The organism is Arthrobacter sp. fls2-241-R2A-172 (genome assembly GCF_030208885.1).
In the GTDB taxonomy this organism is placed as follows: Bacteria; Actinomycetota; Actinomycetes; order Actinomycetales; family Micrococcaceae; genus Arthrobacter.
The window spans coordinates 96,729-118,138 of record NZ_JARVTB010000003.1; the positions used below are offsets into that span (position 1 = coordinate 96,729).

General features: G+C 63.8%; 20 protein-coding genes. 9 read left to right on the forward strand and 11 right to left on the reverse strand.

What is annotated here, in order from left to right; genetic code table 11:
* Positions 1-78 precede the first annotated feature (78 nt).
* Together QRM57_RS06010 and QRM57_RS06015 are read left to right on the forward strand one after the other, a co-directional pair.
* Entirely contained in the window at positions 79-1,395 is a 1,317-nt protein-coding gene (locus QRM57_RS06010) for a peptidoglycan bridge formation glycyltransferase FemA/FemB family protein (RefSeq protein WP_284985921.1), read from the forward strand.
* Positions 1,396-1,423: 28 nt separating this feature from the next.
* Positions 1,424-2,911 (forward strand): threonine/serine exporter family protein, encoded by a 1,488-nt coding sequence (locus QRM57_RS06015; protein ID WP_257368926.1) that lies wholly within the window; start codon positions 1,424-1,426, stop codon positions 2,909-2,911.
* Between the two features lie 23 nt (positions 2,912-2,934).
* On the opposite strand, the gene QRM57_RS06020 is transcribed toward QRM57_RS06015, so the two are convergent.
* Together QRM57_RS06020 and QRM57_RS06025 are read right to left on the reverse strand one after the other, a co-directional pair.
* Entirely contained in the window at positions 2,935-3,774 is an 840-nt protein-coding gene (locus QRM57_RS06020; RefSeq protein ID WP_284985922.1) for a siderophore-interacting protein, read from the reverse strand.
* Between the two features lie 200 nt (positions 3,775-3,974).
* Positions 3,975-4,742: a uracil-DNA glycosylase gene (locus QRM57_RS06025; protein WP_257368924.1), complete on the reverse strand. Its 768-nt coding sequence runs from the start codon at positions 4,740-4,742 to the stop codon at positions 3,975-3,977.
* A gap of 107 nt (positions 4,743-4,849) precedes the next feature.
* Here QRM57_RS06025 and QRM57_RS06030 point away from each other — a divergent pair, with 107 nt between their 5' ends.
* The 5 genes from QRM57_RS06030 (at position 4,850) to QRM57_RS06050 (ending at position 9,350) form a co-directional block, all read left to right on the forward strand.
* Entirely contained in the window at positions 4,850-5,185 is a 336-nt protein-coding gene (locus QRM57_RS06030; protein ID WP_374111512.1) for a DUF3263 domain-containing protein, read from the forward strand.
* Between the two features lie 49 nt (positions 5,186-5,234).
* Positions 5,235-5,852 carry a LytR C-terminal domain-containing protein gene (locus QRM57_RS06035; protein WP_284985923.1) on the forward strand — a complete coding sequence of 206 codons (618 nt, stop codon included), beginning with the start codon at positions 5,235-5,237 and terminating at the stop codon, positions 5,850-5,852.
* A 170-nt stretch (positions 5,853-6,022) separates the two neighbouring features.
* Positions 6,023-6,226 carry a cold-shock protein gene (locus tag QRM57_RS06040; protein ID WP_011773737.1) on the forward strand — a complete coding sequence of 68 codons (204 nt, stop codon included), beginning with the start codon at positions 6,023-6,025 and terminating at the stop codon, positions 6,224-6,226.
* 324 nt (positions 6,227-6,550) lie between these two features.
* Complete coding sequence (groL, locus tag QRM57_RS06045; RefSeq protein WP_172324129.1) at positions 6,551-8,176, forward strand: chaperonin GroEL; 1,626 nt, start codon at positions 6,551-6,553, stop codon at positions 8,174-8,176.
* 121 nt (positions 8,177-8,297) lie between these two features.
* The gene (locus QRM57_RS06050) at positions 8,298-9,350 is read left to right on the forward strand and encodes a ribonuclease HI family protein (RefSeq protein ID WP_284985924.1); all 1,053 of its coding nucleotides are present in this window, start codon (positions 8,298-8,300) and stop codon (positions 9,348-9,350) included.
* 118 nt (positions 9,351-9,468) lie between these two features.
* Here QRM57_RS06050 and QRM57_RS06055 read toward each other — a convergent pair whose 3' ends face one another.
* From QRM57_RS06055 to QRM57_RS06070, 4 genes are all read right to left on the reverse strand, one after another.
* Positions 9,469-9,759 (reverse strand): WXG100 family type VII secretion target, encoded by a 291-nt coding sequence (locus QRM57_RS06055; protein ID WP_257368920.1) that lies wholly within the window; start codon positions 9,757-9,759, stop codon positions 9,469-9,471.
* A gap of 135 nt (positions 9,760-9,894) precedes the next feature.
* Entirely contained in the window at positions 9,895-11,340 is a 1,446-nt protein-coding gene (locus QRM57_RS06060; RefSeq protein WP_284985925.1) for a sensor histidine kinase, read from the reverse strand.
* 2 nt (positions 11,341-11,342) lie between these two features.
* A complete protein-coding gene (locus QRM57_RS06065) occupies positions 11,343-12,053 on the reverse strand; it encodes a response regulator transcription factor (RefSeq protein WP_026543233.1) in 711 nt (236 codons plus the stop codon).
* Positions 12,054-12,134: 81 nt separating this feature from the next.
* A complete protein-coding gene (locus QRM57_RS06070; RefSeq protein ID WP_235518930.1) occupies positions 12,135-12,764 on the reverse strand; it encodes a LysE/ArgO family amino acid transporter in 630 nt (209 codons plus the stop codon).
* 68 nt (positions 12,765-12,832) lie between these two features.
* Here QRM57_RS06070 and QRM57_RS06075 point away from each other — a divergent pair, with 68 nt between their 5' ends.
* Together QRM57_RS06075 and QRM57_RS06080 are read left to right on the forward strand one after the other, a co-directional pair.
* Positions 12,833-13,750, forward strand: coding sequence for a LysR family transcriptional regulator ArgP (locus QRM57_RS06075; RefSeq protein WP_257368917.1), 918 nt, complete (start codon positions 12,833-12,835; stop codon positions 13,748-13,750).
* 69 nt (positions 13,751-13,819) lie between these two features.
* Positions 13,820-14,059 (forward strand): hypothetical protein, encoded by a 240-nt coding sequence (locus QRM57_RS06080; RefSeq protein WP_235518934.1) that lies wholly within the window; start codon positions 13,820-13,822, stop codon positions 14,057-14,059.
* A gap of 6 nt (positions 14,060-14,065) precedes the next feature.
* Here QRM57_RS06080 and QRM57_RS06085 read toward each other — a convergent pair whose 3' ends face one another.
* From QRM57_RS06085 to QRM57_RS06105, 5 genes are all read right to left on the reverse strand, one after another.
* Positions 14,066-16,141 (reverse strand): multicopper oxidase family protein, encoded by a 2,076-nt coding sequence (locus tag QRM57_RS06085; protein WP_284985926.1) that lies wholly within the window; start codon positions 16,139-16,141, stop codon positions 14,066-14,068.
* A 12-nt stretch (positions 16,142-16,153) separates the two neighbouring features.
* Positions 16,154-16,627: a hypothetical protein gene (locus tag QRM57_RS06090; protein ID WP_235518938.1), complete on the reverse strand. Its 474-nt coding sequence runs from the start codon at positions 16,625-16,627 to the stop codon at positions 16,154-16,156.
* Between the two features lie 210 nt (positions 16,628-16,837).
* Positions 16,838-18,496 (reverse strand): DNA repair helicase XPB, encoded by a 1,659-nt coding sequence (locus QRM57_RS06095; RefSeq protein ID WP_235518939.1) that lies wholly within the window; start codon positions 18,494-18,496, stop codon positions 16,838-16,840.
* Between the two features lie 54 nt (positions 18,497-18,550).
* On the reverse strand, positions 18,551-21,016 hold the full coding sequence (locus QRM57_RS06100) for a helicase-associated domain-containing protein (RefSeq protein ID WP_284985927.1): 2,466 nt from the start codon (positions 21,014-21,016) through the stop codon (positions 18,551-18,553).
* Positions 21,017-21,070: 54 nt separating this feature from the next.
* Positions 21,071-21,286 carry a hypothetical protein gene (locus QRM57_RS06105; RefSeq protein ID WP_284985928.1) on the reverse strand — a complete coding sequence of 72 codons (216 nt, stop codon included), beginning with the start codon at positions 21,284-21,286 and terminating at the stop codon, positions 21,071-21,073.
* Positions 21,287-21,410: the final 124 nt, after the last annotated feature.

The window sequence follows — 21,410 nt, forward strand, 5'->3', positions numbered from 1 at the left end:
CCCGCCCCGGCCACCAACGGGCGCAAATCTAATCTAGGTGAGGTAATTTCTTTGACTCCGATCGAGGCTGGAACCGACATGGAATTCGCGATTCTCAGTGACGCTGATTTCGAGACGTTCGCCAAGGGACACCCACAGGGGAGCTTCATCCAGTCCATGGACCTGACGCGCTTCCAACGAGCCCGTGGCCAGGAGGTCGAGCTCTTTGGCGTAACCCGCGCCGGCAGCCTCATTGCTGCGGGAAAGCTCGTCTACACGTCCAACCGTTTTGGCTACAAGACCGCAGACTGCGCCAAGGGACCACTGATGGACTACAGCGACCCCGCCGTGGTTCGCTTCGTCGTCGAGCAGTTGAAGAAGCATGCCGCCTCGAAGAAGGCGGCCGAACTCCGGATCTCGCCGAACCTTCGTTACATCGCCCGTGACGAAGACGGCGCCGAGCACCCGGAGGTTGAGGACAACCGCCCGCTGCTCAAGGAACTCGAGGGCTTAGGCTTCCAACACCAGGGCTTCGACATGAACTTCGCCAACATCAACTGGATGTTCATCAAGCAGCTCGATGGGTTCGCGGACTCCGAAGAGCTCATCATGGGCATGAACTACCGCACCCGCAAGGCGATCCGGAAGGCCGAGAAGAACGGCGTCTACCTGGAACAGGCCACGCTGGAGACGCTGGACGACTTCTACACCGCGCTGAGCACCGCAGGCGACGAGAAGGGCTTCACGTACCGCGAGCGGGAGTACTACGAGCAGCTGCTCCGGAACACCTCCGATGAGTTCACCAAGCTCATGATGGCCAAGATCAACATCCCCGAGTACCGCGCGTCCATCACGGAGCGGCTCGAAGCTGAATCCAAGACACTGGCCGAACTGAAACGTGAAGTCGAGGAGACCGGCAGCAAGAAGAAGGCCAACCGCGTCAAGGTGGTCCAGGACCTCGTGGACAGCTACGAGCGCAGCCTCAAGGACATCGAGCGTTTCCCCGATTCCGTGGGGGTTGCCACGGTGGCGGCCATCCACTTCGCGTGCTCCGGCGACGAACTGACCTGCGTTATCGGTGGCACGGTGCAGGACTACATCTACTTCAACGGCGCCACGTCCCTGTACTGGGGCATGATGCTCCACGCGCTCAACAACGGGTACTCGCGGTACAACTTCTACGGCACGTTCGGCATCCAAGGCCAGGACGACACCGGTCACGGTGGGTATGAATTCAAGAAGGGGTTTGGCGGCGAGGTGGTCCAGCTGATTGGCGACTTCGTGGCTCCGGTGAACCCGCTCACGTTCAACGCCTACCGCCTGGCCAGGAAGCTTGCAGGAGCCGCCCAGACAGTACTGGGACGATTGCCACTTGAGAAATTGCCGGTCGTAGGAAGACTACGGAGGAACCACTAATCACACAAGCGCAGGGGAGGATCACCGCGTGACTGAACGCCCCGAGGGGTCCGGTAGCAGGCCCCACACGGACGGCTTGCCCAAGACCCAGCCGCTTAGGCCGTCGCAGGTCCGGCAGAACGTCAACGCCAAACGCATGCTGATGCGCCTGGTGCAAGGCGATAGCCCACCGACGGCTCCCATGAACATCGTGGACCGGCTGGCGGGCAGCCCGTATGCCAACCCCACCATCCAGGTAGTGGGGGTGGATGCATCCGCCCGCAAGACCATCGATTTTGCCTTGCACCTGGCTGAAGTCATGTTCCGATACGGTGCCGGCGCCTTGGAAGTCGAGACGAGCATGATCGCCGTCACGGCTGCCCTGGGCCTGAAGAACGTTGAAGTGGACATCACCAACCAGTCGGTGGCCATCAACTATGCGCCCAAGGACCAGACGCCCATCACGCTCCTCCGTGTGGTGCGCTCCTGGACCAACAACTACGCAGGCTTGGCGCAGGTGCACCAACTGGTCACAGACATTGTGGCCGGGGGAGTGGGCCGCGACGAAGCCGTGCGCCGGTTGAACGAAATTATCCGCAGCGCCAAGCCCTTCCCTCGATGGATGGTGACCATAGCGTTCGGTATCTTCGCGGCTGTCTTCGTGGGCGTCCTGGGCGGTGGGCTCGGCGCATCAGCGGTGGCCTTCTGCTCCAACATCCTGATCAGCCTGCTTTCCCGTCAACTGGCCAGGTGGAGGACGGCGGACTTCTTCAACACCATGGCGTGCGCGTTTCTTGTCACCTTCATTGCCTTGATGCTCCGCTGGGCAGGTGTGGACATCGCTCCCTCCATAGTGGTGGCGGGCGGAATCCTGCTGCTGCTCCCAACGGGCAGGCTCGTGTCGTCGGTACAGGATGCGATCAACGGCTTCCCGGTCACCGCCGCGGGTCGGTTCCTCTCCACGCTGCTCACCTTCGGGGCGATCGTGGCAGGGATCGGTGTCGCCGTCGTGGTGGGCACCCTCATGGGCAGCGCTGTCCTGGATGTCACGCAAACATTCCCCGACGCGTATCCGTTGTGGGGGCGCGCCGTCCTCATCGCCGTCGCTGTGGTTGCCATCGGCGTCACGGAACAAACCCAGATGCGGTTGCTGATTCCGACGGCGGCAGTCGGCATAGTGGGCTTCTTCGTTTTGTGGGGGGTCGGCCAAGCTGGTCTTGGCGATCGTTTATCGCCCGCTGTCGCGGCGGTGGTCATCGGCTTGCTGGCCCGTGTGGTGGCCCTGAAGTTGGGTGCTCCCCAACTGGTCGTCGCTGTTCCCGCGGCTTTGATCCTGCTGCCCGGCCTGACGATCTTCCGTTCGATGTATGCCCTCACCGTTGAAGGGGGCGACTTCCTGGCCGGTGCCGGCGGGATGCTTAACGCCGGAGCGATTGTCCTGGGAGTGGCCGCGGGTATCGTGCTCGGCGACAACCTGGCCAGGCCGCTGACGAAGGGCCTGTCCAGCAACGAACGCCGCAGGGTGCGTCGGCGCTAGCCTTTGAGGGGTGCTGGAGCTTGCTAGATCTTCCCTACGGGGAGCTTCTTCTCGGCTTGGAAGACCTCTTCGACGCGCCCTTGTGCCCAGTACCCGGACAAGGAAACCTGCGAACGTTCCAAGCCCCGCTGGACGAAGAAGATCTCCCGAAGACCCTTCATGTAGCCCCGCTCGCCGTGGGCGAAGACGTCCACTTTGCCGGGCAGCCACTCGGTGGTCCTTAGGGCTTCGAGCAGGAGGTCACTGGAGCCGGCAGGCACGCCGCCGCGCAGCAGCCAGCGCAGTTCCAGGCCGGCAGGTGCCGCGATAGGCAAGATGTCCGCCTCACTGTCCACCTCCAGGTAAGCAACGCCGCGTGCGTCAGGAGCCAGTGCCTCCACGCAAGCGGCAACCGCTGGGATGGCGGCGTCGTCGCCGGCGAAAAGGTACCAGTCGGCGTTGGGGTCGGGATTGTAGCCACCGCCGGGGCCCGTAAAGACCAGCGTTTCACCTGGTTCGGCTGCTGCAGCCCACGGCCCGGCAAGTCCCTCGTCACCATGGACAACAAAGTCGATCGCCAGCTCCTGCGCAGCCACGTCCACCCAGCGGATGGTGTAGGTCCGGGTGTGCGGCCATTGCTCGCGCGGCATGGTCTCGCGGATGGTCCAGAGGTCCAGCGGGAAGTCGTAGTCGACGCCCGGCTGGGGAAAAACGATTTTGACGTAGCGGTCCACGTAGTCGTTGTTTGCGTAATCGCTGAAACCTGGCCCACCGGCCACAATCCGCACCATGTGTGGGGAAAGGAGTTCTTTCCTGAGCACGGTCAGGTTGACCTGTGGGCGGGTATTGCGGGTAGCGGACGAGGTGACGGGGAGAGCGGCCATATAGGCAAGCCTAAGCTAGTGCGCTGGACGTCGGCTGGATAGGGCCGAACGTTACACACCCTCGCTCACGTTCCGTACGCTTGGGGCGGACGCTCGCTCACGTTCCGTCCGCTTGGGGCAAACCCTCGCTCACGTTCCGTCCGCTTCGGGCAGACGCTCTCTCACGTTCCGTCCGCTTCGCGGCCTTTGGCGGCTGAGCGCTAGAGGACCGGCAACTCCCAGTCGATCGGCCCGGCGCCCTGCTGGGCCAGAAGCTCGTTGGCCCGGCTGAACGGCTTGGAGCCAAAGAAGCCCCGCGACGCCGATAACGGGCTGGGATGGGCCGACACGAGCGAAGGCGCTCCTTTGAGCAGCGGCACGACACCCTCAGCGTCCTTCCCCCACAGGATGGCGACGAGTGGCTGTTGCTGCCCGGTACTGGTGGTTCGGTCGGCGACGGCGGTGACAGCCGCCGTCGTGATGTCCTCCCAGCCTTTGCCGCGGTGCGAGCCGGCATTTCCCGCCTCGACGCTGAGGACACGATTCAGCAGGAGCACGCCCTGGCGGGTCCATTCGCTCAAGTCGCCATGGACGCGAGGTGGCAGGCCGAGGTCCTCATGAAGTTCGCGGTAGATATTGGCGAGGCTCCGCGGGATGGGTCGCGTACTCCCCGAAACAGCGAAGGAAAGACCGACGGCGTGTCCCGGAGTTGGGTAGGGGTCCTGGCCGAGGATGAGTACTTTGACGTCGGCCAGCGGCTGTTTGAAGGCGCGCAGGAGATTGTCGGCCGCCGGCAGGACCTGGCGCCCGTTGGCGGCCTGGCCGGCAACGAACGCGAGGGCGGCGCGGAGTTGGTCTTCCACGGGCAACAAGGCGTCCGCCCAGTCGGGCGCCATTAGCTCTTCCAGCGGACGGTCGATCAGTTCCGCGAAGTCGCTATCCGCCACGCCTGCCGGTTCAAGTTCAAACAGTGCATCCTCGCCAGTCATCACGCCATTGTCCCCCGCGCCTGCCAGGCGGGGCGAATGACAGCGTTGTTATTCACCCGTAACATAGGGGTAGGACAATTTCCCATCAAGCGTCGAAGGAGTATGCCGTGGCGGAACCAGCACCGGAACCGATGGCGCAGCAGGCGACAGGTTTTTCCCTCGAGGACCTCGCGGCTGAAACCCGCAGCGAATCGCCCCTCAGTGAACGCGACCAGCAAATGCTGGCACTTGAACGGCAGTGGTGGAAGTACGCAGGCGCCAAGGAACAGGCTATCCGTGAGCTGTTCGATCTCTCCGCTACGCATTACTACCAGATCCTGAACGCGCTGATCGATACCGAGGACGCGTTGGCCCACGATCCCATGCTCGTCAAGAGATTGCGTAGACTACGTACGTCCCGCCAACGTGCGCGGACGGCACGTCGCTTGGGGTCCGACGCGTAAATCGCCAGGCTGATCTGTCAGCAGCAACCAGCAAGGACAACGCTTCACCATGACCAAATTTGCCAGGGATGAATTCGACCAGGTTCCGCAAACCACCAATCGCCAGGGCGTCCACCGCGACGCCCAGGAGACTGCCCGCCCTGCCTTGTGGCCGGTCCTCACAGTCGGAGCTGTCGCTCTGGTGCTGGGCCTGGTGGCCTTCCTGATCCTTCCAAACCTCGGCGTGGTGGGCCCCAGCGCCTCCTCTAACGTCTCGACGCCGGCACCCCAGCAGAGTACTGATACCTCGCCTTCTGCGGCGCCCAGCGAACCGGCTCCCACGGCTTCGGGTGAACCGAGCCCCGAGGCGTCACCGTCCAACGTTCCGTCCGCTACTCCGTCCTCGGCTCCGGTAGACAAGACCATTCCCGTGGCTGTCTACAACGGCGCTGGCACGGCTGGCCTGGCAGGCCGGGTGGCCGGTCTGGTACAGGGCGATGGCTGGACGCTGAGTACAGTTGGGAACTGGGGTGGCCTGCCGCAGCAGACCTCCGTGATCTTCTACAACAGTCCTGCGCAGAAGGCCAACGCTGAAGCGTTGGGAACCCTGCTGCGCATTCAGTCGATCGTTGAGTCCCCGGAAATCCAGCAGCCCCTGGTGGTTGTTGCCGGTCCCGGATACCAGTAGCGGGCCGCTGTAGGAGCACCTTTGAGCCCCAACTCGGTTAAGCATCAATAACAAAACCGAAGCACTGCTGCCCACCGGCAGCGCCGCAGGAGTGACTGTGGTTACAGTGGATTGATTCCGGTACGGAGATCCCGGCAACCGGTCTTGGCTACTGCGAAAGTGTGGGCATCATGGCATTGGGAACCGTCAAATGGTTCAACGCCGAAAAGGGCTACGGATTCATCACTGTGGATGAGTCCGGCGACGACGTTTTTGTGCACTGGTCCGCCATCCAGATGGATGGCTTCCGGGCCCTCGAGGAGGGCCAGCGGGTGGAGTTCGAATTGGGGGAAGGACAGAAGGGGCCGCAGGCAGAAGGCGTGCGCGTCGCCTAGCCCTGGGGCAGGCCAACGCCTGACCGGCTCAGCTCATGGCTGAAACCCCCTTGATTTCCGTCGCAAAGACGCATTCCTGCTTGCACTCTCCCCGGTCGAGTGCTAATTATTGATTTAGCACTCCTACGGTTCGACTGCTAAGTATGGCCCGGCTTACGCCGGTCCCGATCGGCTGCCGGATCGCTGGAGGATCAAGAAAAACCTTGGTGTGGTGAGGTTCGGAGCGCGGGGCATACATAGGCCGCAAGCAAAGGACCGTCCGTCGCGGGCACCGCATCTGACAGGTACCTTCTTAACGACTGTCCCGAAAGGACTACCGCCGTTATGGCCAAGATCATTGCATTTGATGAAGAGGCACGCCGCGGCCTCGAGCGGGGCCTGAACATCCTCGCTGACGCCGTCAAGGTCACCCTCGGCCCGCGTGGACGCAACGTCGTCCTCGAAAAGAAGTGGGGCGCCCCCACGATCACCAACGATGGCGTTTCCATCGCCAAGGAGATCGAGCTGGACGACCCTTACGAGAAGATCGGTGCAGAACTGGTCAAGGAAGTTGCCAAGAAGACGGATGACGTCGCTGGCGATGGTACGACCACTGCAACCGTCCTCGCCCAGGCACTGGTGAAGGAAGGCCTGCGCAACGTTGCCGCCGGCGCCGACCCGCTGTCCCTCAAGCGCGGCATCGAGAAGGCTGTTGAAGCAGTCATCAACGAACTGCTGGCCTCTGCCAAGGAAATCGAAACCAAGGAAGAGATCGCAGCCACGGCTTCCATCTCCGCCGGTGACCCGGAAATCGGCAGCCTGATCGCCGAAGCCCTGGACAAGGTGGGCAAGGAAGGCGTCATCACGGTCGAGGAATCCAACACCTTCGGCTTGGAGCTTGAGCTCACCGAGGGCATGCGCTTCGACAAGGGCTACATCTCCGCTTACTTCGTCACCGACGCAGAGCGCCAGGAAACGGTCCTCGAAGACCCGTACATCCTGATCGTCAACTCCAAGATCTCCAACGTGAAGGAACTCGTCACGGTTCTGGAGAAGGTCATGCAGTCCAACAAGCCGCTGCTGATCATCGCCGAAGACATCGAGGGCGAGGCCCTGGCCACCCTGATCGTCAACAAGATCCGTGGCACCTTCAAGTCCGTCGCCGTCAAGGCCCCGGGCTTCGGTGACCGCCGCAAGGCCCAGCTGGCCGACATCGCCATCCTCACCGGCGGCCAGGTCATCTCCGAAGAAGTTGGCCTCAAGCTCGAAAACGCTGGCCTGGAACTCCTCGGCACCGCCCGCAAGGTTGTTGTCACCAAGGACGAGACCACCATCGTTGAAGGTGCCGGCGACGCCGAGCAGATCGCAGGCCGCGTGGCCCAGATCCGTGCCGAGATCGAAAACTCCGACTCCGACTACGACCGCGAGAAGCTGCAGGAGCGCCTGGCCAAGCTGGCCGGTGGCGTTGCAGTCATCAAGGCCGGTGCCGCAACCGAAGTTGAGCTCAAGGAACGCAAGCACCGCATTGAGGACGCAGTCCGCAACGCCAAGGCTGCTGTTGAAGAAGGCATCGTTGCCGGTGGTGGCGTAGCCCTCATCCAGGCAGGCGCCAAGGCATTCGCCAACCTCACCCTGCAGGGTGACGAGGCAACCGGTGCCAACATCGTCAAGGTTGCCATCGACGCTCCGCTGAAGCAGATCGCGTTCAACGCTGGCCTCGAGCCGGGCGTTGTCGTCGACAAGGTTCGCGGCCTGCCTTCCGGCCACGGCCTGAACGCTGCCACGGGCGTCTACGAAGACCTCCTGGCTGCCGGCGTCAACGACCCCGTAAAGGTCACCCGCTCGGCTCTCCAGAACGCTGCTTCCATCGCTGGTCTGTTCCTGACCACCGAGGCTGTAGTGGCTGACAAGCCCGAGAAGAACGCTCCGGCTCCGGGCGGCGACGACATGGGCGGCATGGGCGGCTTCTAAGCCCCCTCGCTGAACATTTCGTTTCAGAGCTAACGACGGCGGTCCCCACCAACTGGAGGGGGCCGCCGTTTTGCTGCCTACCACGGTTTTAGTGTCCGTGGGTTCTGGCAGGATTAACGGTATGACGATTATTGCTGCCGCCGACGGGTCCGCCCTCGGTAATCCTGGGCCGGCCGGTTGGGCCTGGTACGTTGACGACTCCTGTTGGCATGCAGGAGGTTGGCCACATGGCACCAACAACCAGGGCGAACTGATGGCAGTCCTGGATCTTTTCCGCTCCACGGCCCATGTTGCCCACGAGGAACTGCTGATCCTGTGCGATAGCCAGTATGTCATCAACTGCATCACCAAATGGATGCCGGGCTGGAAGCGCAAAGGATGGCGTAAGGCGGACGGCAAGGCGGTGCTCAACGTCGATCTCCTCAAGGACATCGATCAGGCGATCGTTGGCCGCAAATACACTTTCGAATGGGTCAAGGGCCACGCAGGACACGATCTGAACGAAGCCGCGGATGAGCGTGCCCGGGCTGTCGCCGTGGCGTATCAACAGGGCGTCGCACCGCGGGTTGGACCAGGTTTCCCGGGCGCCAAGCATGACTCCGTGGCCGAGGGTTCCGGGTCCTCCGGAACCACCTCGGTTGGGACAGCAGCAAGCTCCGCGACGGTCACCGCCGGCAGGGCCGCCACCGCGACGGCTATTTCTGCGAATGCCGTTGCCGCGCCGCCCAGGAGTTCCCGGCCGCACTTTGAGCCGACGCTCTTCGGCGAGTCAGGCATCTTCGGCCAAGCGGACCTTTTCAGTGAACTGGAAGGTGACGCAGCGGCCCCGGAGCTCTCGCCGGAAGACACGGTCCTTGCCTTGGAACGGGAACTGTTGCGACCGGATGTGAGGGCGGACATTGGCAGGATTGGAGTGCTGCTCCACCCGGACTTCGCGGAGATTGGCAGTTCCGGCCGGTTTTGGACGCGGGACGCCATGATGATGGCGCTGGAAGAGGACCCGGGCGAACCGGGAGAGCTGGAGCTCCTGAGCGCCGACCGCCTCAATGAAACCACCATTTTGCTGAACTACCGCAGTTACGCCCACGCGGGCTCTGCGCTTCGCAGCTCGATCTGGATGTTGGACCGCGGCCAATGGCGGCTGAGGTTCCACCAGGGCACCTTGGAGCCATAGAGACAGCGACGCCAACCGAGGACAACAGGTGCGGCGTGACCTGCGGGGCCGGATAGTTCAGGGGAAGACATCCGGCCCCGCAGGAGTGCGCGGGACTGTGCCGGCGGGCTGGCGGTTCCTAGTAGGTGAACCGCTGGGTGTTGCCCTGCTCGACTTCGGCGTAGTTTGAGGCCGCAGTGGACAACGCCACGGTGATGGAAGCCAACGATGCCTCCACCTTGCTTTGCGTCAGGGACCATTCCAGAACCAGGGACTGAAAGTTCGCGGCCGCAGTTCCTTTCCACGTTGCCTGGAGTTCCTCAAGCCCGCGCTTCATGGTGTGAACGTCCGAACTGATGCGGTCAATGGTTCCCCGGACATTGTCGGACTTGAGCTGGAGCATCTCGGTATCGACGGAGATGACGGACATGGTTGTGCCTTTCGACGAAGGTGTTCCGCATGGTGCGGCGGTAAGTGTGGGCCACACCATCGAGCCTAGGCAGCAGGCTTCAACCGCGGAACGAACGTCTGCCGCTATGTGGAAAACGGCGTCGAAAGTGCGGTACTACGTGGAGAGAAGCTCGGCGGGTTGCTCGTGGAAGGGGAGGCTGACCACCAGAGTGGCGCCGCCGCCGTCGGTCTCTGAAACACGGACGCTTCCGCCGTGCGAGCCCACGATGGCAGCCACAATCGCCAGGCCAAGGCCGCTGCCACCCGTCTCTCGGGTGCGCGAGGTGTCAGCGCGGTAGAAGCGTTCGAAGATCTTGTTGGTCTCGTCTTCCGGAATTCCCGGTCCATGATCACGGATCTCGATGACCGACTCGGCGCCAGCGGGCGTGTTCCGGACACCAACGGCAAGCTCGATCGGGCTGCCTTCCGGCGTATATCGCAGGGCATTGCCCACCAGGTTCCCAATGACCTGCCGGAGTTTGGCTTCGTCTCCTTGCACGGGGGCAGGGGCGGGGGAGCCGCCGTCGAGTCCTGTCAGGGTGATGGTCCGGTCGCCCGAGGAAGCTTTGGTGTCCACCATGGCGTCGTGGGCCAGGAGGTGCAGGTCCACGGGCTTGAGCTGCAGCGGCCGCTGCTCGTCCAGCCTGGCCAGCAGCAACAGGTCTTCGACCATGGAGCCCATCCGTTTGGCTTCGCTTTCGATCCGGCCCATGGCCATGGCCACATCTTCTTCCGTGGTCAGGGCGCCATGCCTGTAGAGCTCCGAGAAGCCCCGGATGGTGACCAAGGGCGTGCGGAGTTCGTGGGAGGCGTCGGCCGCAAAGCGCCGCATCCGCCCCTCAGAAGCAGCCCGGGCTGCGAACGACGCCTCAATGTGCGCCAGCATGGCGTTCAGTGATCCGCCGAGGCGGCCCACTTCTGTATGTGGATTATCGATTTCAACACGGCGGGACAGGTCGCCGGCCGCGATGGCCGCAGCCGTCTTTTCCACTTTGGCCAGGGGCCTGAAGGACCGGGCCACGGTCCACGTGGCAATGAAGAAGGCCAGTACCAGCGTCAAAAGGCCGACGCCGACCACCACAAGGACGGCGTGCTCCATCACTTTGTCCACCGGGGTCAGCGGCAGGCCGATGATCACCACGCCGTTCTGCCCGTTGGCGATCACGCCAACGGCGACAACCCGCCAGTTGGTCCCCGCCGTGCCCTTGACCTGGAAGGGCGCATTGCCGCGCAATTTGGCTTCTGCAGCGGTGATGTTGGCGATCGCCGGGCGGTCGCTCTGGTTCCCGCCAAAGGGGTAGGGGTCCAGACCCGGCACATAGAGCGTCAGGGAGTAGTCCGTGGGAACGGCAGTGTTGGGTTCAGACAACTTGTCAAAGGATTGGCGGTCCTGCGCCAAGGCAACTGCCGCCTTGAGCTTGTCGTCCACCTGGCCCTGCAGGTAGCTCTTGACCAGGGTCAGGGTTCCCGCGCCCGTCGCTGCCAGGGCCAGCAGGAGCAGACCCATGATGATGGCGACGAGCTGCGACCTCAGTGAGGCCGACTTCCAGCGTTGCAGCAAGGTCAGCGCTTCTCGGCCGTCCGCAGCACGTAGCCCACGCCGCGCTTGGTCTGGATGAGGGCGGCGGCGTCGGGATCGATGTCCACCTTGCGGCGCAGGTACGAAATGTACGACTCGACAATTGAGGCATCGCCGTTGAAGTCGTACTCCCACACGTGGTCCAGGATCTGCGCCTTGGAAAGGACACGGTTGGGATTGAGCATGAGGTAGCGCAGGAGCTTGAACTCCGTGGGGGACAGCTCGATGACAGTTCCGCCGCGACGGACCTCGTGGGCGTCGTCGTCGAGTTCGAGGTCGTCGACGCGGATGACGGCGTCGTCGTCTTCGAGCGGCTGGGTACGGCGGAGGACGGCCCGGATACGGGCTACAACCTCGTCGAGGCTGAAAGGCTTGGTGACATAGTCATCCCCGCCCACGGTGAGGCCCGTGACTTTGTCCTCGGTGTCGTCCTTCGCTGTGAGGAACAGGACGGGGAAATGCTTGCCGGCCGCGCGGAGGCGCCGGGTCACGGTAAAACCGTCCATATCCGGCAGCATGACATCCAGGACGGCGAGGTCCGGGGCGTGGAGATCGGCCGCAGCAAGGGCTTCGCGACCGTTGGAAGCGGCCACTACCTCGAACCCTGCGAAACGCAGCGACGTGGACAGCAGCTCACGAATGTTGGGTTCGTCATCAACCACAAGAAGCTTGGCTTCGGGACCGTTCTTTTTCATGCCATCCATGATCCTCCCAGTAACTGGGAGTTTTCTGAATGCTGCATGTGAGCAAACTGCGCGGGAAGTCCACGGACGGCATCATGCACCGAGGACCAGGCCCGCTCCCAATGCCACCATGGTCACGGCGATGCCGCCGTCCAGGATCCGCCAGGAGCGGGGCCTCGAAAAGAAGCCACGAAGGTACCGCGCACCGAATCCCAGCGAGCAGAACCAAAGAATGCTGCCCAGCATTGCCCCGGCGCCGAACCACCATTGCAGGGGAGTTCCTTGCGCGCTGGCCAGGGAGCCGATCAAGGCAATATCCAGATAGACGTGCGGGTTGAGCCAGGTCAGGGCCAGGACGGTGGCGACGGCGCCCGCCAGGCCGCGCCTCGCGCCGCCGTCGTCCGGGCCATCGCTGGTCAGCGACTGGGGGCGGAAGGCCCTCCGTGCGGCCATCAGGCCATAGGTCACCAGGAACGCTGCGCCCACATAGCGGAGGACGACGACGGCGGCCGGTGCGGCAGTGACCAGGGCGCCGATGCCCAGAACGCCGGCAGCGATAAGGACGGCGTCGGAGAGGGCGCATACCGCGACGATCGGACCTATGTGTTCGCCACGGATCCCCTGACGAAGCACGAACGCATTCTGTGCCCCGATCGCGACGATGAGGGCCAGGCCTGTGGCGAGCCCAAGGCCCGCGGAGTGGGAGATGTCAGTAATAGTCACGCTTCGAAATTACGGATGCGCCAAGCATTAGACCAGCTAAGTATTTTGATGCGGCGTAAGCTGTTCTAATGTTCCAGTTTCCGTCCGAACAGCTGCTCACATTCGCCACCGTCCTCTCGGAGGGAACGCTGGACGCGGCCGCGCGCCAACTACATGTCACGCCGTCGGCAGTGTCCCAGCGGCTCAAGGCGCTCGAGCAGGCGGCGGGCCGGGTGCTGCTAAGGAGAAGCAACCCCGTGCAGGCAACGGAAGCCGGAGAGGTGGTCTTGCGGCTGGCACGCCAGGTGGCGCAGCTTGAGGCCGACGCGGGCAGGGAACTTGGTTTGGGCTCGGAGGGAGCGGAACTCGCCGTGCCGATCGTCGTCAACGCGGATTCGCTGGCCGTGTGGTTCCTGCAGGCGCTGGTGAAGGTTCCGCAGGAGCTGAACGTGACGTTCGACCTCCATCGGGATGACGAACAGCATTCAACGTCGCTGTTGCGGTCAGGAACAGTCATGGCAGCAGTCACGGCCACCCCTGAACCAGTGCAAGGATGCCGCGTCGAGAGCCTTGGGGTCATGCGATACCTTCCCGTTGCTGCGCCGCAGTATCTGGCCCGATGGTTCCCTGATTTCCCGAAGGGTATCAACGGGGTGTCGCTGAACGCTGCCCCCACGGTCGACTTCGATCGCAAGGACACCTATCAGTGGGCTTTCGTCCAGTCGTGGGCTGAGGCCGGGAGCGTGCCCGAGCGCCGGGGTCCCCGCCATTTCGTTCCGGCCTCGCACGATTTTGGCGACGCCATCCGCCTGGGCCTTGGCTGGGGGCTGATCCCCGAAGTGCAATGCGGGCCGGACATAGCGGACGGCCGGCTGGTCGAGCTGGCACCGGACAGGCCGTTCGATGTTCCGCTTTACTGGCAACGGTGGCGCACGGCCTCACGGGTCCTGGACGTCCTCAGCGAGACGGTGCGGGACGTTTCTGCCCAGTATCTGAGGAGGCTGTAAATGTCCCTGGAACCGGACACGCCCGCTGATGCTTCCAATAATGTCAGTGCCCCGTTCCACACTTAAAACATGGCAAACACAGCAGCTCCCACCACAGCAGCTTCCAACACCGTCCACCAGCTCCGCGACAGGGACGACGTCGAGTTCCATGTGACATACCTGGACACCGACACCGGCCATGTCCGCCGCGAGGATTTCCAGGACCTCGCCGCAGCCGAACGCTTCGCCAGTGCACAGCTCCGCGATGAAGAGTGCTGGGCCGTGGTGGACCACGTCAGCATCTCGGCCACCAGCCGAATGGTCGCCTGACCCACTTCACTCCGGCCTGTTGTGGGCGTGGCCCCCGTGCATGAAAGGCGATGACACCCCCTGATACTTCAGGAGCATCATCATCCCTTCCGCCGCGTGATCCAGGTTGTGGCAGTGGTCCATCCAGATGCCCGGGTTGTCGGCGTGCAGCAGCAGTTCCCAGACCTCGCCAGGCTGAACGTCAACGGTGTCCAGCAGCAGCGGCGAGCCCGTGGGGGCCACGCCGTTCCGGCTCAGGACCTGCACATGGTGCCCGTGCGGATGCATGGGATGTGGTTCGGCAGTGCGGTTCACCACCGTCACCTTCACGGTGTCGCCGAGAGACACGTCAATGGAGGGGACCAAGGGGTAGGCTGCGCCGTTGACGGTGAAGGCAAAACGCGGAATTCCATCGACAAAACGGAATTGCCGGTCCAGGACCATTACTTCTTCCCGGGTAATCGTGGGCTGCGCCGAACCGGAACCGGCTACGGGTTTGCCATAGGCCAGGAGATCCAGCGCAGGAACGGTGGCGAAGATACCCGTCGGCGCTTTGTCCGGGGCCGCACTCAAAGCAGCGGCCGAAGCTTCAGACAAGGCTGCGGAACCGGGTGGGGCAATGATGACGGCGGCTCCTGCTGCGGAGTCCGAACGCACGGTTACCGGTGACGCCGGCATGGTGAAAGCGACGTCCATCCTGCCTCCGGCACCAAGCCTGAGGAGTTTGCCGGTCACTTCCCCCGGCTGGTTCACCTCCGTTCCGTCCACGGCGACTACCCGGAACGGGGCGCCGTCCACCCAGTAACGCTGCGGCAGCGAATCAGTGTTCACCAGCCTCACCCGCACCGCGGAGCCGGGTGTAGCCGGGTGGGCACTGATGCGGTCTGAGGAGCCCAGCAACCCCAGACCGCCGAGGTCGTGCGCAGCCACCACAAGGTCCGTCCCGGCACGGGGCGTTGCGGGGTTGTGCACGACGAATGTGCCGTAGAGGCCCTTACGGACTCCCTCGGCTGAATCCTGGTGCGTGTGGTACCAGTACGTGCCGGCCTGCTTGGCCTGGAAGCGGTATGTCATGGAATGTCCCGGCATGACGGCGTCCTGGGTGGCCCCGGCTACTCCGTCCATGGCATTGGGAACGTCGTAGCCGTGCCAATGCAGGGTAACGCCCGCGGCAACGTCACGGTTCTTGAGTTCCACCTCCATGACCTCGCCCAGCTGGGCTTCCAGCGCCGGCCCCGGGACGCTCCCGAAGGTCCAGGCCTCCACCCTCTGGCCCGAGGGCAGCGCCACTTGCTCCACGCGTGCTGTCAGCTCATAATGCCGGACCACGGCGTCCGCCGGCACGATGCCCAGCAGATCCGTCACTTGGGTGGGTTTTGCCTCGACGTACCTGTCCGGTGTGCCGTGATGTCCGACGGCGGTAACGATCGCCGCGCCGTCGGCGGACCGGCTCCCCAGCCAGGCAAAAGCTCCCGAGCCCAAGGCGGTACAGGCCATGAGGGCGGCAACTGCTGCAGCCGCCGTCGGACGCTTGTGGGCGCGCCGGACCGTTCCTGGGAAACTGCGCCCGGGACGGCCAGCTTCCCGGAGTGCAAGCCTGGCGAGAACCACCGTGCCGCCCACCATGAACAGGAGGATAATCACAGTCCATGGGGCCGGGAACGGACCCACTACGAGCGACAAGGCCAGCGATGCGACGGACGCCGCGGCCGCAGCCACCAGGGCCAGGACAACTCCTTCACGGGACCGCGACCAGCCGGGCCTCCGGGAAGTGGTGGAGCCGGTGTTCCGATTCCTCAGCAAATACGGAACACCGGCCATCGCGGCCCAAGCCGCGGGGATGGCGGTCAGGGGCAAGTTGATGGTTATGCGCTCACTGGCAAACCACCAACTGCCGGCCACCAAAGCGGGTAGCAAGGCATAGCGGGCCACCGTCGCAGCGGCGGCCACGCCCAGGAGCAAGAGGGCCAGATCGGTCGCGTGGGGTGGTGCTTGCTTCCGATCAGTGGTCGCGGCACCTGTCATCCACGCGGCGGCGACCCAGGCGCCGGCCGCGAGGATTGACAACACCAGGTCCACGGCCAGCAGCTGCGAAGTGTTCACAGCTGCCGCTGGTCAGGCAGTGCTGGGAGAGGCTGAAGCATCCGGGGCTGCAGCCTTGGGCGGAAGCGGCTGGGGGTTCAAGGCCACCGCGCGGGCACGCCTGAAGAGCCAGTACGACATGAAAATTATCAGGACGCCGGTCAATGGGTGGATGGCGGCCACCCACGAGCCGGCCGGGGTGATGAAATCTTCGGACGAACCAGTCAGCATGCCGCCGATGATGAAGATGAACAACTGTACCCAGCTGAGCAGGAAGATCCCTGCGGCCAGCCAGATGGTCCGGGATCCGGCCCGGGCGATGGCGGCGACGATGGCGGCCAGGAGCGCGCCGTAACGCAGCACGTATTGGCCGTTCATCACGTGGTAGACGCCCGCTTCATGCTGGGCTTCGATGGTGTTTTGAAAATGGAAGTAACCGGCGAACAGTAACTGTGCGAGTGCTGACAGCAGGACGATCGCGGAAAGGACCAAGAGGGCTTTACGCATGGGGAATCCTCTGGATGAAAATGCTCAGATTTTTCTAGGCCTTCGAACCGCCGGCTCCCTGGCTGCGGGATTACCCCCACTGCCGACGGCTGGCCGCCGGATTGCCTGGACCAGGGGCAAACCTTAAGGGCGGAGAGCTTCACTAGGAATCGTAAAGTTGCTGGACATTAACCGCAAGGGCCCTGACCTTAAAAACTACTTGCGGCCGCCCTACTGTTCCTGTCCGACGTCCTTGCCGATGTCCTTGGCGTCCATGATGCGGTAGGCGTAGCCCTGCTCGGCCAGGAACCGTTGGCGCTTGGCAGCGAAGTCCTGGTCCAGGGTGTCGCGGGCCACCAGGGAGTAGAACCTGGCGGCGCGGCCGTCCTGCTTGGGGCGCAGGAGGCGTCCCAGCCGTTGAGCTTCTTCCTGGCGCGACCCGAACGAGCCTGACACCTGGATGGCTACCGAAGCCTCGGGAAGGTCGATGGAGAAGTTCGCCACTTTGGACACCACCAGGGTGTGGATTTCGCCCTTGCGGAAGGCGTCGAAGAGTTTTTGCCTCGCCTTGACGCTGGTTTCGCCCTTGATCAAAGGGGCATCCAACCGTTCGGAAATCTCATCCAGCTGATCGATGTACTGGCCGATCACCAGCAACTGCTCACCTTTGTGGACCTCCACCAGTTGCTCCACCAGCTGGGTCTTGGTTTCCGACGTCGCGCATAGCCGGTACTTATCGGCGTCGTCAGCCATGGCGTAAGCGACGCGCTCATCGCGGGGGAGGTCCACCCGGACTTCCACACAGTCCGCAGGAGCGATGTAGCCCTGGGCTTCAATGTCCTTCCAGGGAGCGTCGTAGCGCTTGGGACCGATCAGGCTGAAAACCTCACCTTCCCGTCCGTCCTCCCGTACCAGGGTTGCCGTCAGGCCCAGCCGGCGCCGGGCCTGCAGGTCCGCGGTCATCCGGAAGATCGGAGCGGGAAGCAGGTGGACTTCGTCGTAGATGATGAGTCCCCAGTCGTGTCCGTCCACCAATTCCAGGTGGGGATACAGCCCACCACGTTTGGTGGTCAGGACCTGGTACGTGGCAATGGTGACCGGCCGGACTTCCTTCACCGCGCCCGAGTACTCGCCGATCTCATCTTCGGTCAGGGACGTCCGTTTCAGGAGCTCGTCCTTCCACTGCCGGGCGGAAACCGTGTTGGTGACAAGGATGAGGGTGGTGGTGGAAGACGTCGCCATGGCTGCCGCGCCCACCAGCGTCTTACCGGCACCACAGGGAAGCACGACGACGCCGCTGCCGCCGGCCCAGAAGTTCTCCGTGGCCAGCTTCTGGTACGGGCGAAGCTGCCAGCCGCTCTCGTCCAGCATGATCAGGTGCGGCTGCCCGTCCACGTAGCCGGCAAGATCCTCTGCGGGCCAACCCAACTTGAGGAGCAGCTGCTTCAACTGGCCGCGCTGGGATGAATGAACTACCACCGTTTCGCCGTCGATCCGTGGCCCCAGCAGGGGTGCGATTTTCTTTGCCCGGATGACTTCCTCCAGCACGGGGTAGTCATCGGTCCGCATCACCAGGCCGTGCTGGGCGTCCTTTTCCAACCGGAGCCTGCCATAGCGCGACATGGTCTCTTCGATGTCGATCAGCAAAGCGTGCGGCACGGGAAAGCGCGAGTACTTCAGCAAGGTATCCAGCACCTGCTCCGCGTCCAACCCCGCAGCACGGGCATTCCAAAGACCCAAGGGCGTCAGCCGGTAACTATGCATATGTTCCGGGGCGCGTTCCAGTTCAGCGAACGCGGCGATGGCATGCCGGGCTTCGGTGGCGAGTTCGTGGTCGACTTCCAGCAGGATGGTTTTGTCGCTTTGAACGATCAGCGGACCGTCGGTCACTGTTGAATCCTCACTTGCGCAGCTTTACGGTGCGGTTTTCACGAACTATGCGTTTCACGAACGCAATTCCTTGGCGGGTTCCACGTCGATGATCCGGTGGATGGACAACACCCGCTCGGTTTCCTTGGCGGGATCGAACACCCTGACGCGTCCGCCGGAGACGGATACAGGAACAACGGTTTCGGTGTTGGCATTCCCCAAGCTGTCCACCACGTTCATGATGACTGCCTGCTTCAGCCGGATAGCCGTTTGCAGGGTCTCCAGCCCAATCTGCGTTGAGGCTTCCCCGGCAGTTTCGGCCGGAACTCCGCGGTGCTGGCGCAGCACCGAAAGCTGGGCCTCGACATCCTCGTCAGGCGGAGCCGTTCGGGGCGCCGTGTAGACGGGACGCGCGCTCCCGGGCACCGCCGTTGTCCGTTTGAAACGCACGACGGCGGGTTCGGCCTCCTGCACTGCAGGCGACAGTCCCAGTTCGCGCAGCACACGTGCCGTTTCCCGCGGACTCGCGGACGACGTCAGAACGGTCGGTGCGATGCGTACCAGGCTCAACACGGACGTTCTTGCCTCGTGGAGGAGATCGGTGATGGCGGTTTCGTCGTCGCTCTGGATAAAGCTGGCGCTGGAACCAATCCGCAATCGGCCATGCCGGGACGCGGTGTCCTGGACCAAATAGGCCAAGGGCTGGGGCACGTCGGTTGCTGAATGCTCACGAAGGAACGCCAACAGCGATTCCGCATCCTGTCCGGCGTCGAGCGCCCTGCGGATGGTGGCGGCAGAAAACCGGTAGATCGACGCCGGACCCTGGCCCTCGGCGTCGGCCATCAACAGCAGGGTTTCGCTGAGTTCCGGCGCGAGGTAACCGGGCGCGACAGCCGTCAGGTCGGCCTGCAACAGGATGTGGTTCACCGCGGCGGGCAAATGCTCGCCAAGGATGGTCATGGCTTGTTCCGGCTGTGCTTCCGCAATCGCGGATCCCAGCTGGGTCAGGGCGCCTGAACCCATCAGGCCCAGGAGCGTTGCCTCCTCCAGGATGCCGCGGACCAGTGAACTGAAACGCCTCGACATCCGCGGCTGTGCCCACTCGGCCCGCTGCAGGACGGCCCGGGCATCGAGGACGGGCGCTTTGCCGTCCGGCGCGGCTGCTTCCACTGTCAGCTCATTCAGGATTTCCAGGACACGCCGCCGGACCACCGGAGCATCGGGCCGTTGGGCTTCCGCGGACAAGGCGTTGATGGTGGTGCCTGCAGCGCCCTGATGCGTGGGAGAGGATGCCGAACCCGTGAGCGGCTGTCCCACCAGTGATGGCGCGCGCTCGCTGGCCAACCAGGCATTGACCAACCAGAGCCATTGCTCCTGGCGGGGCAGGTTCAGCCACTCCAACGACGGCGGCTGCACCCAGGTGGAGCTGTCCACGTCCAGGCGCAGGAGTCCCGCCAACGCAGCCAGTTCCAGGAGGATCGCAGTCTCGTGCACCCCGTTCCGGACGGACTCGGCCAGGCGGCGGAGTTCGCGTACGCCCACGCCGCCGCTCCGCAGTGTGGCCAGCGGTTGCTCGCGGACGGCAAACAACAGCTCACCGGTCAGCCGCAGGGTCTCGGCGATGGCGCCCATGGCGGCATTACGGCGGAGGGCGGCACTGGTGTGGCCAAGCTCTGGAACGGGCGGGGCCAGCGTGAAGTCGTCCACGATCGCGCCACCCCGCAGTGCAAGCCCCACGCTATGGGGGAGTTCCACATGGCCGGCGTCCAAGGGGACCAGCAACCCGCGCGCCAACAGCCAGTCGATGGGCCCGACGTCGCGGCTTTCATGGGTGACCGACGCCCGCCGCTGGGCCTGCGGTACAGCACCCATGGCCCAGCTCCCGAATTTCTCCAGGAGGGCCACAGTGCGTTCCGGAGCTGTGGCCAGGATGGCCCGCAGCTCCGCGGGACTGGAGGTCCAACGCTGCAGCGCAAGGGCCGCGTCCATGGGCGTGCTCGCTGGATGGATGCCGAGCCCGCTTTGGTGCAGTTCGGCCACCAACTGGACTGCCCGTTGGGCAAAGGCGGGTTGGAGCCGGACCAGCTCGGTGTAGCTCCGTCCCAGTCCTGCCGGGTAGATGCCGATGACGTCCTTGAGGCTGCCCACCGGGAGGTAGAAGCGCTGCCGTGAGGTGGTCGCAGGGGAACCGGCGGGTGGATCCGCCCGATGGATCAAGGCCAGTTCCTGCAGTTTGGCGAGGATGGGATCCAAGGCAGAGAGGGTGGAACCGGCAATGACTTTCTTCAATCCGGCCGCCGAAACACTGTGCCCGGTATCGGTATTGGTGCAGAGATGGAGCGTTTCGAGCACCTGCATCTCCGGCTTGTTCAAGCGTTCCAAGGCCCGCTGGACACTCACGCGGGCACTCGCCCTGGCTGCCAAGGCGGCGAAGTCCGGCGCCATGGGGGAGATAAGGTCCGGCCGCGCGGCAAACAAAGCCCGCAGCGAATCGTCGCTGCGCGCTTCCAGTTCCTTGCTGAGCGCGCGAATAAGGGACATCAATCCAACGGTACCGCCCTTGGGCCGCTCATGCCCGCCGGAGGGACGGACCGGTTACTGGCGGCGACGAAGACGGATGGCGTCCACCACCAGGACAGCCGCCAGCATGAACGCCGCAGGCAGCCCGTAAAGGGCCGTGGAAGTGATCCACACGGGGGCTGCGCTGCCCGTGGAAGCGATGGCGATGACGGCGGCGACGGCCGCCAATGACAACACGGCAATGACGGCGGCAGCAATCACGAGGGGGCGGCGGTAACCCGGGGAATTCATGCCATCAACGCTAGCAGGAGCAGTCCGCCGTGACCGTTGCTGCACGTCATGGCGCCCGCGGGCATGCACGCGGGCGTCCCAAAGCGGGATTAGGGGGTCGGGCAGGATAACCTTGAAGGAACAG

What these genes read in the sequence shown, in the direction of transcription:
- QRM57_RS06010 (WP_284985921.1), top strand. Translation starts at nt 79, where the DNA reads ATGGAATTCGCGATTCTCAGTGACGCTGATTTCGAGACGTTCGCCAAG.
- QRM57_RS06020 (WP_284985922.1), bottom strand. Translation starts at nt 3,774, where the DNA reads ATGGCCGCTCTCCCCGTCACCTCGTCCGCTACCCGCAATACCCGCCCA.
- QRM57_RS06025 (WP_257368924.1), bottom strand. Translation starts at nt 4,742, where the DNA reads ATGACTGGCGAGGATGCACTGTTTGAACTTGAACCGGCAGGCGTGGCG.
- QRM57_RS06035 (WP_284985923.1), top strand. Translation starts at nt 5,235, where the DNA reads ATGACCAAATTTGCCAGGGATGAATTCGACCAGGTTCCGCAAACCACC.
- QRM57_RS06040 (WP_011773737.1), top strand. Translation starts at nt 6,023, where the DNA reads ATGGCATTGGGAACCGTCAAATGGTTCAACGCCGAAAAGGGCTACGGA.
- groL (WP_172324129.1), top strand. Translation starts at nt 6,551, where the DNA reads ATGGCCAAGATCATTGCATTTGATGAAGAGGCACGCCGCGGCCTCGAG.
- QRM57_RS06050 (WP_284985924.1), top strand. Translation starts at nt 8,298, where the DNA reads ATGACGATTATTGCTGCCGCCGACGGGTCCGCCCTCGGTAATCCTGGG.
- QRM57_RS06055 (WP_257368920.1), bottom strand. Translation starts at nt 9,759, where the DNA reads ATGTCCGTCATCTCCGTCGATACCGAGATGCTCCAGCTCAAGTCCGAC.
- QRM57_RS06065 (WP_026543233.1), bottom strand. Translation starts at nt 12,053, where the DNA reads ATGAAAAAGAACGGTCCCGAAGCCAAGCTTCTTGTGGTTGATGACGAA.
- QRM57_RS06075 (WP_257368917.1), top strand. Translation starts at nt 12,833, where the DNA reads ATGTTCCAGTTTCCGTCCGAACAGCTGCTCACATTCGCCACCGTCCTC.
- QRM57_RS06080 (WP_235518934.1), top strand. Translation starts at nt 13,820, where the DNA reads ATGGCAAACACAGCAGCTCCCACCACAGCAGCTTCCAACACCGTCCAC.
- QRM57_RS06090 (WP_235518938.1), bottom strand. Translation starts at nt 16,627, where the DNA reads ATGCGTAAAGCCCTCTTGGTCCTTTCCGCGATCGTCCTGCTGTCAGCA.
- QRM57_RS06100 (WP_284985927.1), bottom strand. Translation starts at nt 21,016, where the DNA reads ATGTCCCTTATTCGCGCGCTCAGCAAGGAACTGGAAGCGCGCAGCGAC.
- QRM57_RS06105 (WP_284985928.1), bottom strand. Translation starts at nt 21,286, where the DNA reads ATGAATTCCCCGGGTTACCGCCGCCCCCTCGTGATTGCTGCCGCCGTC.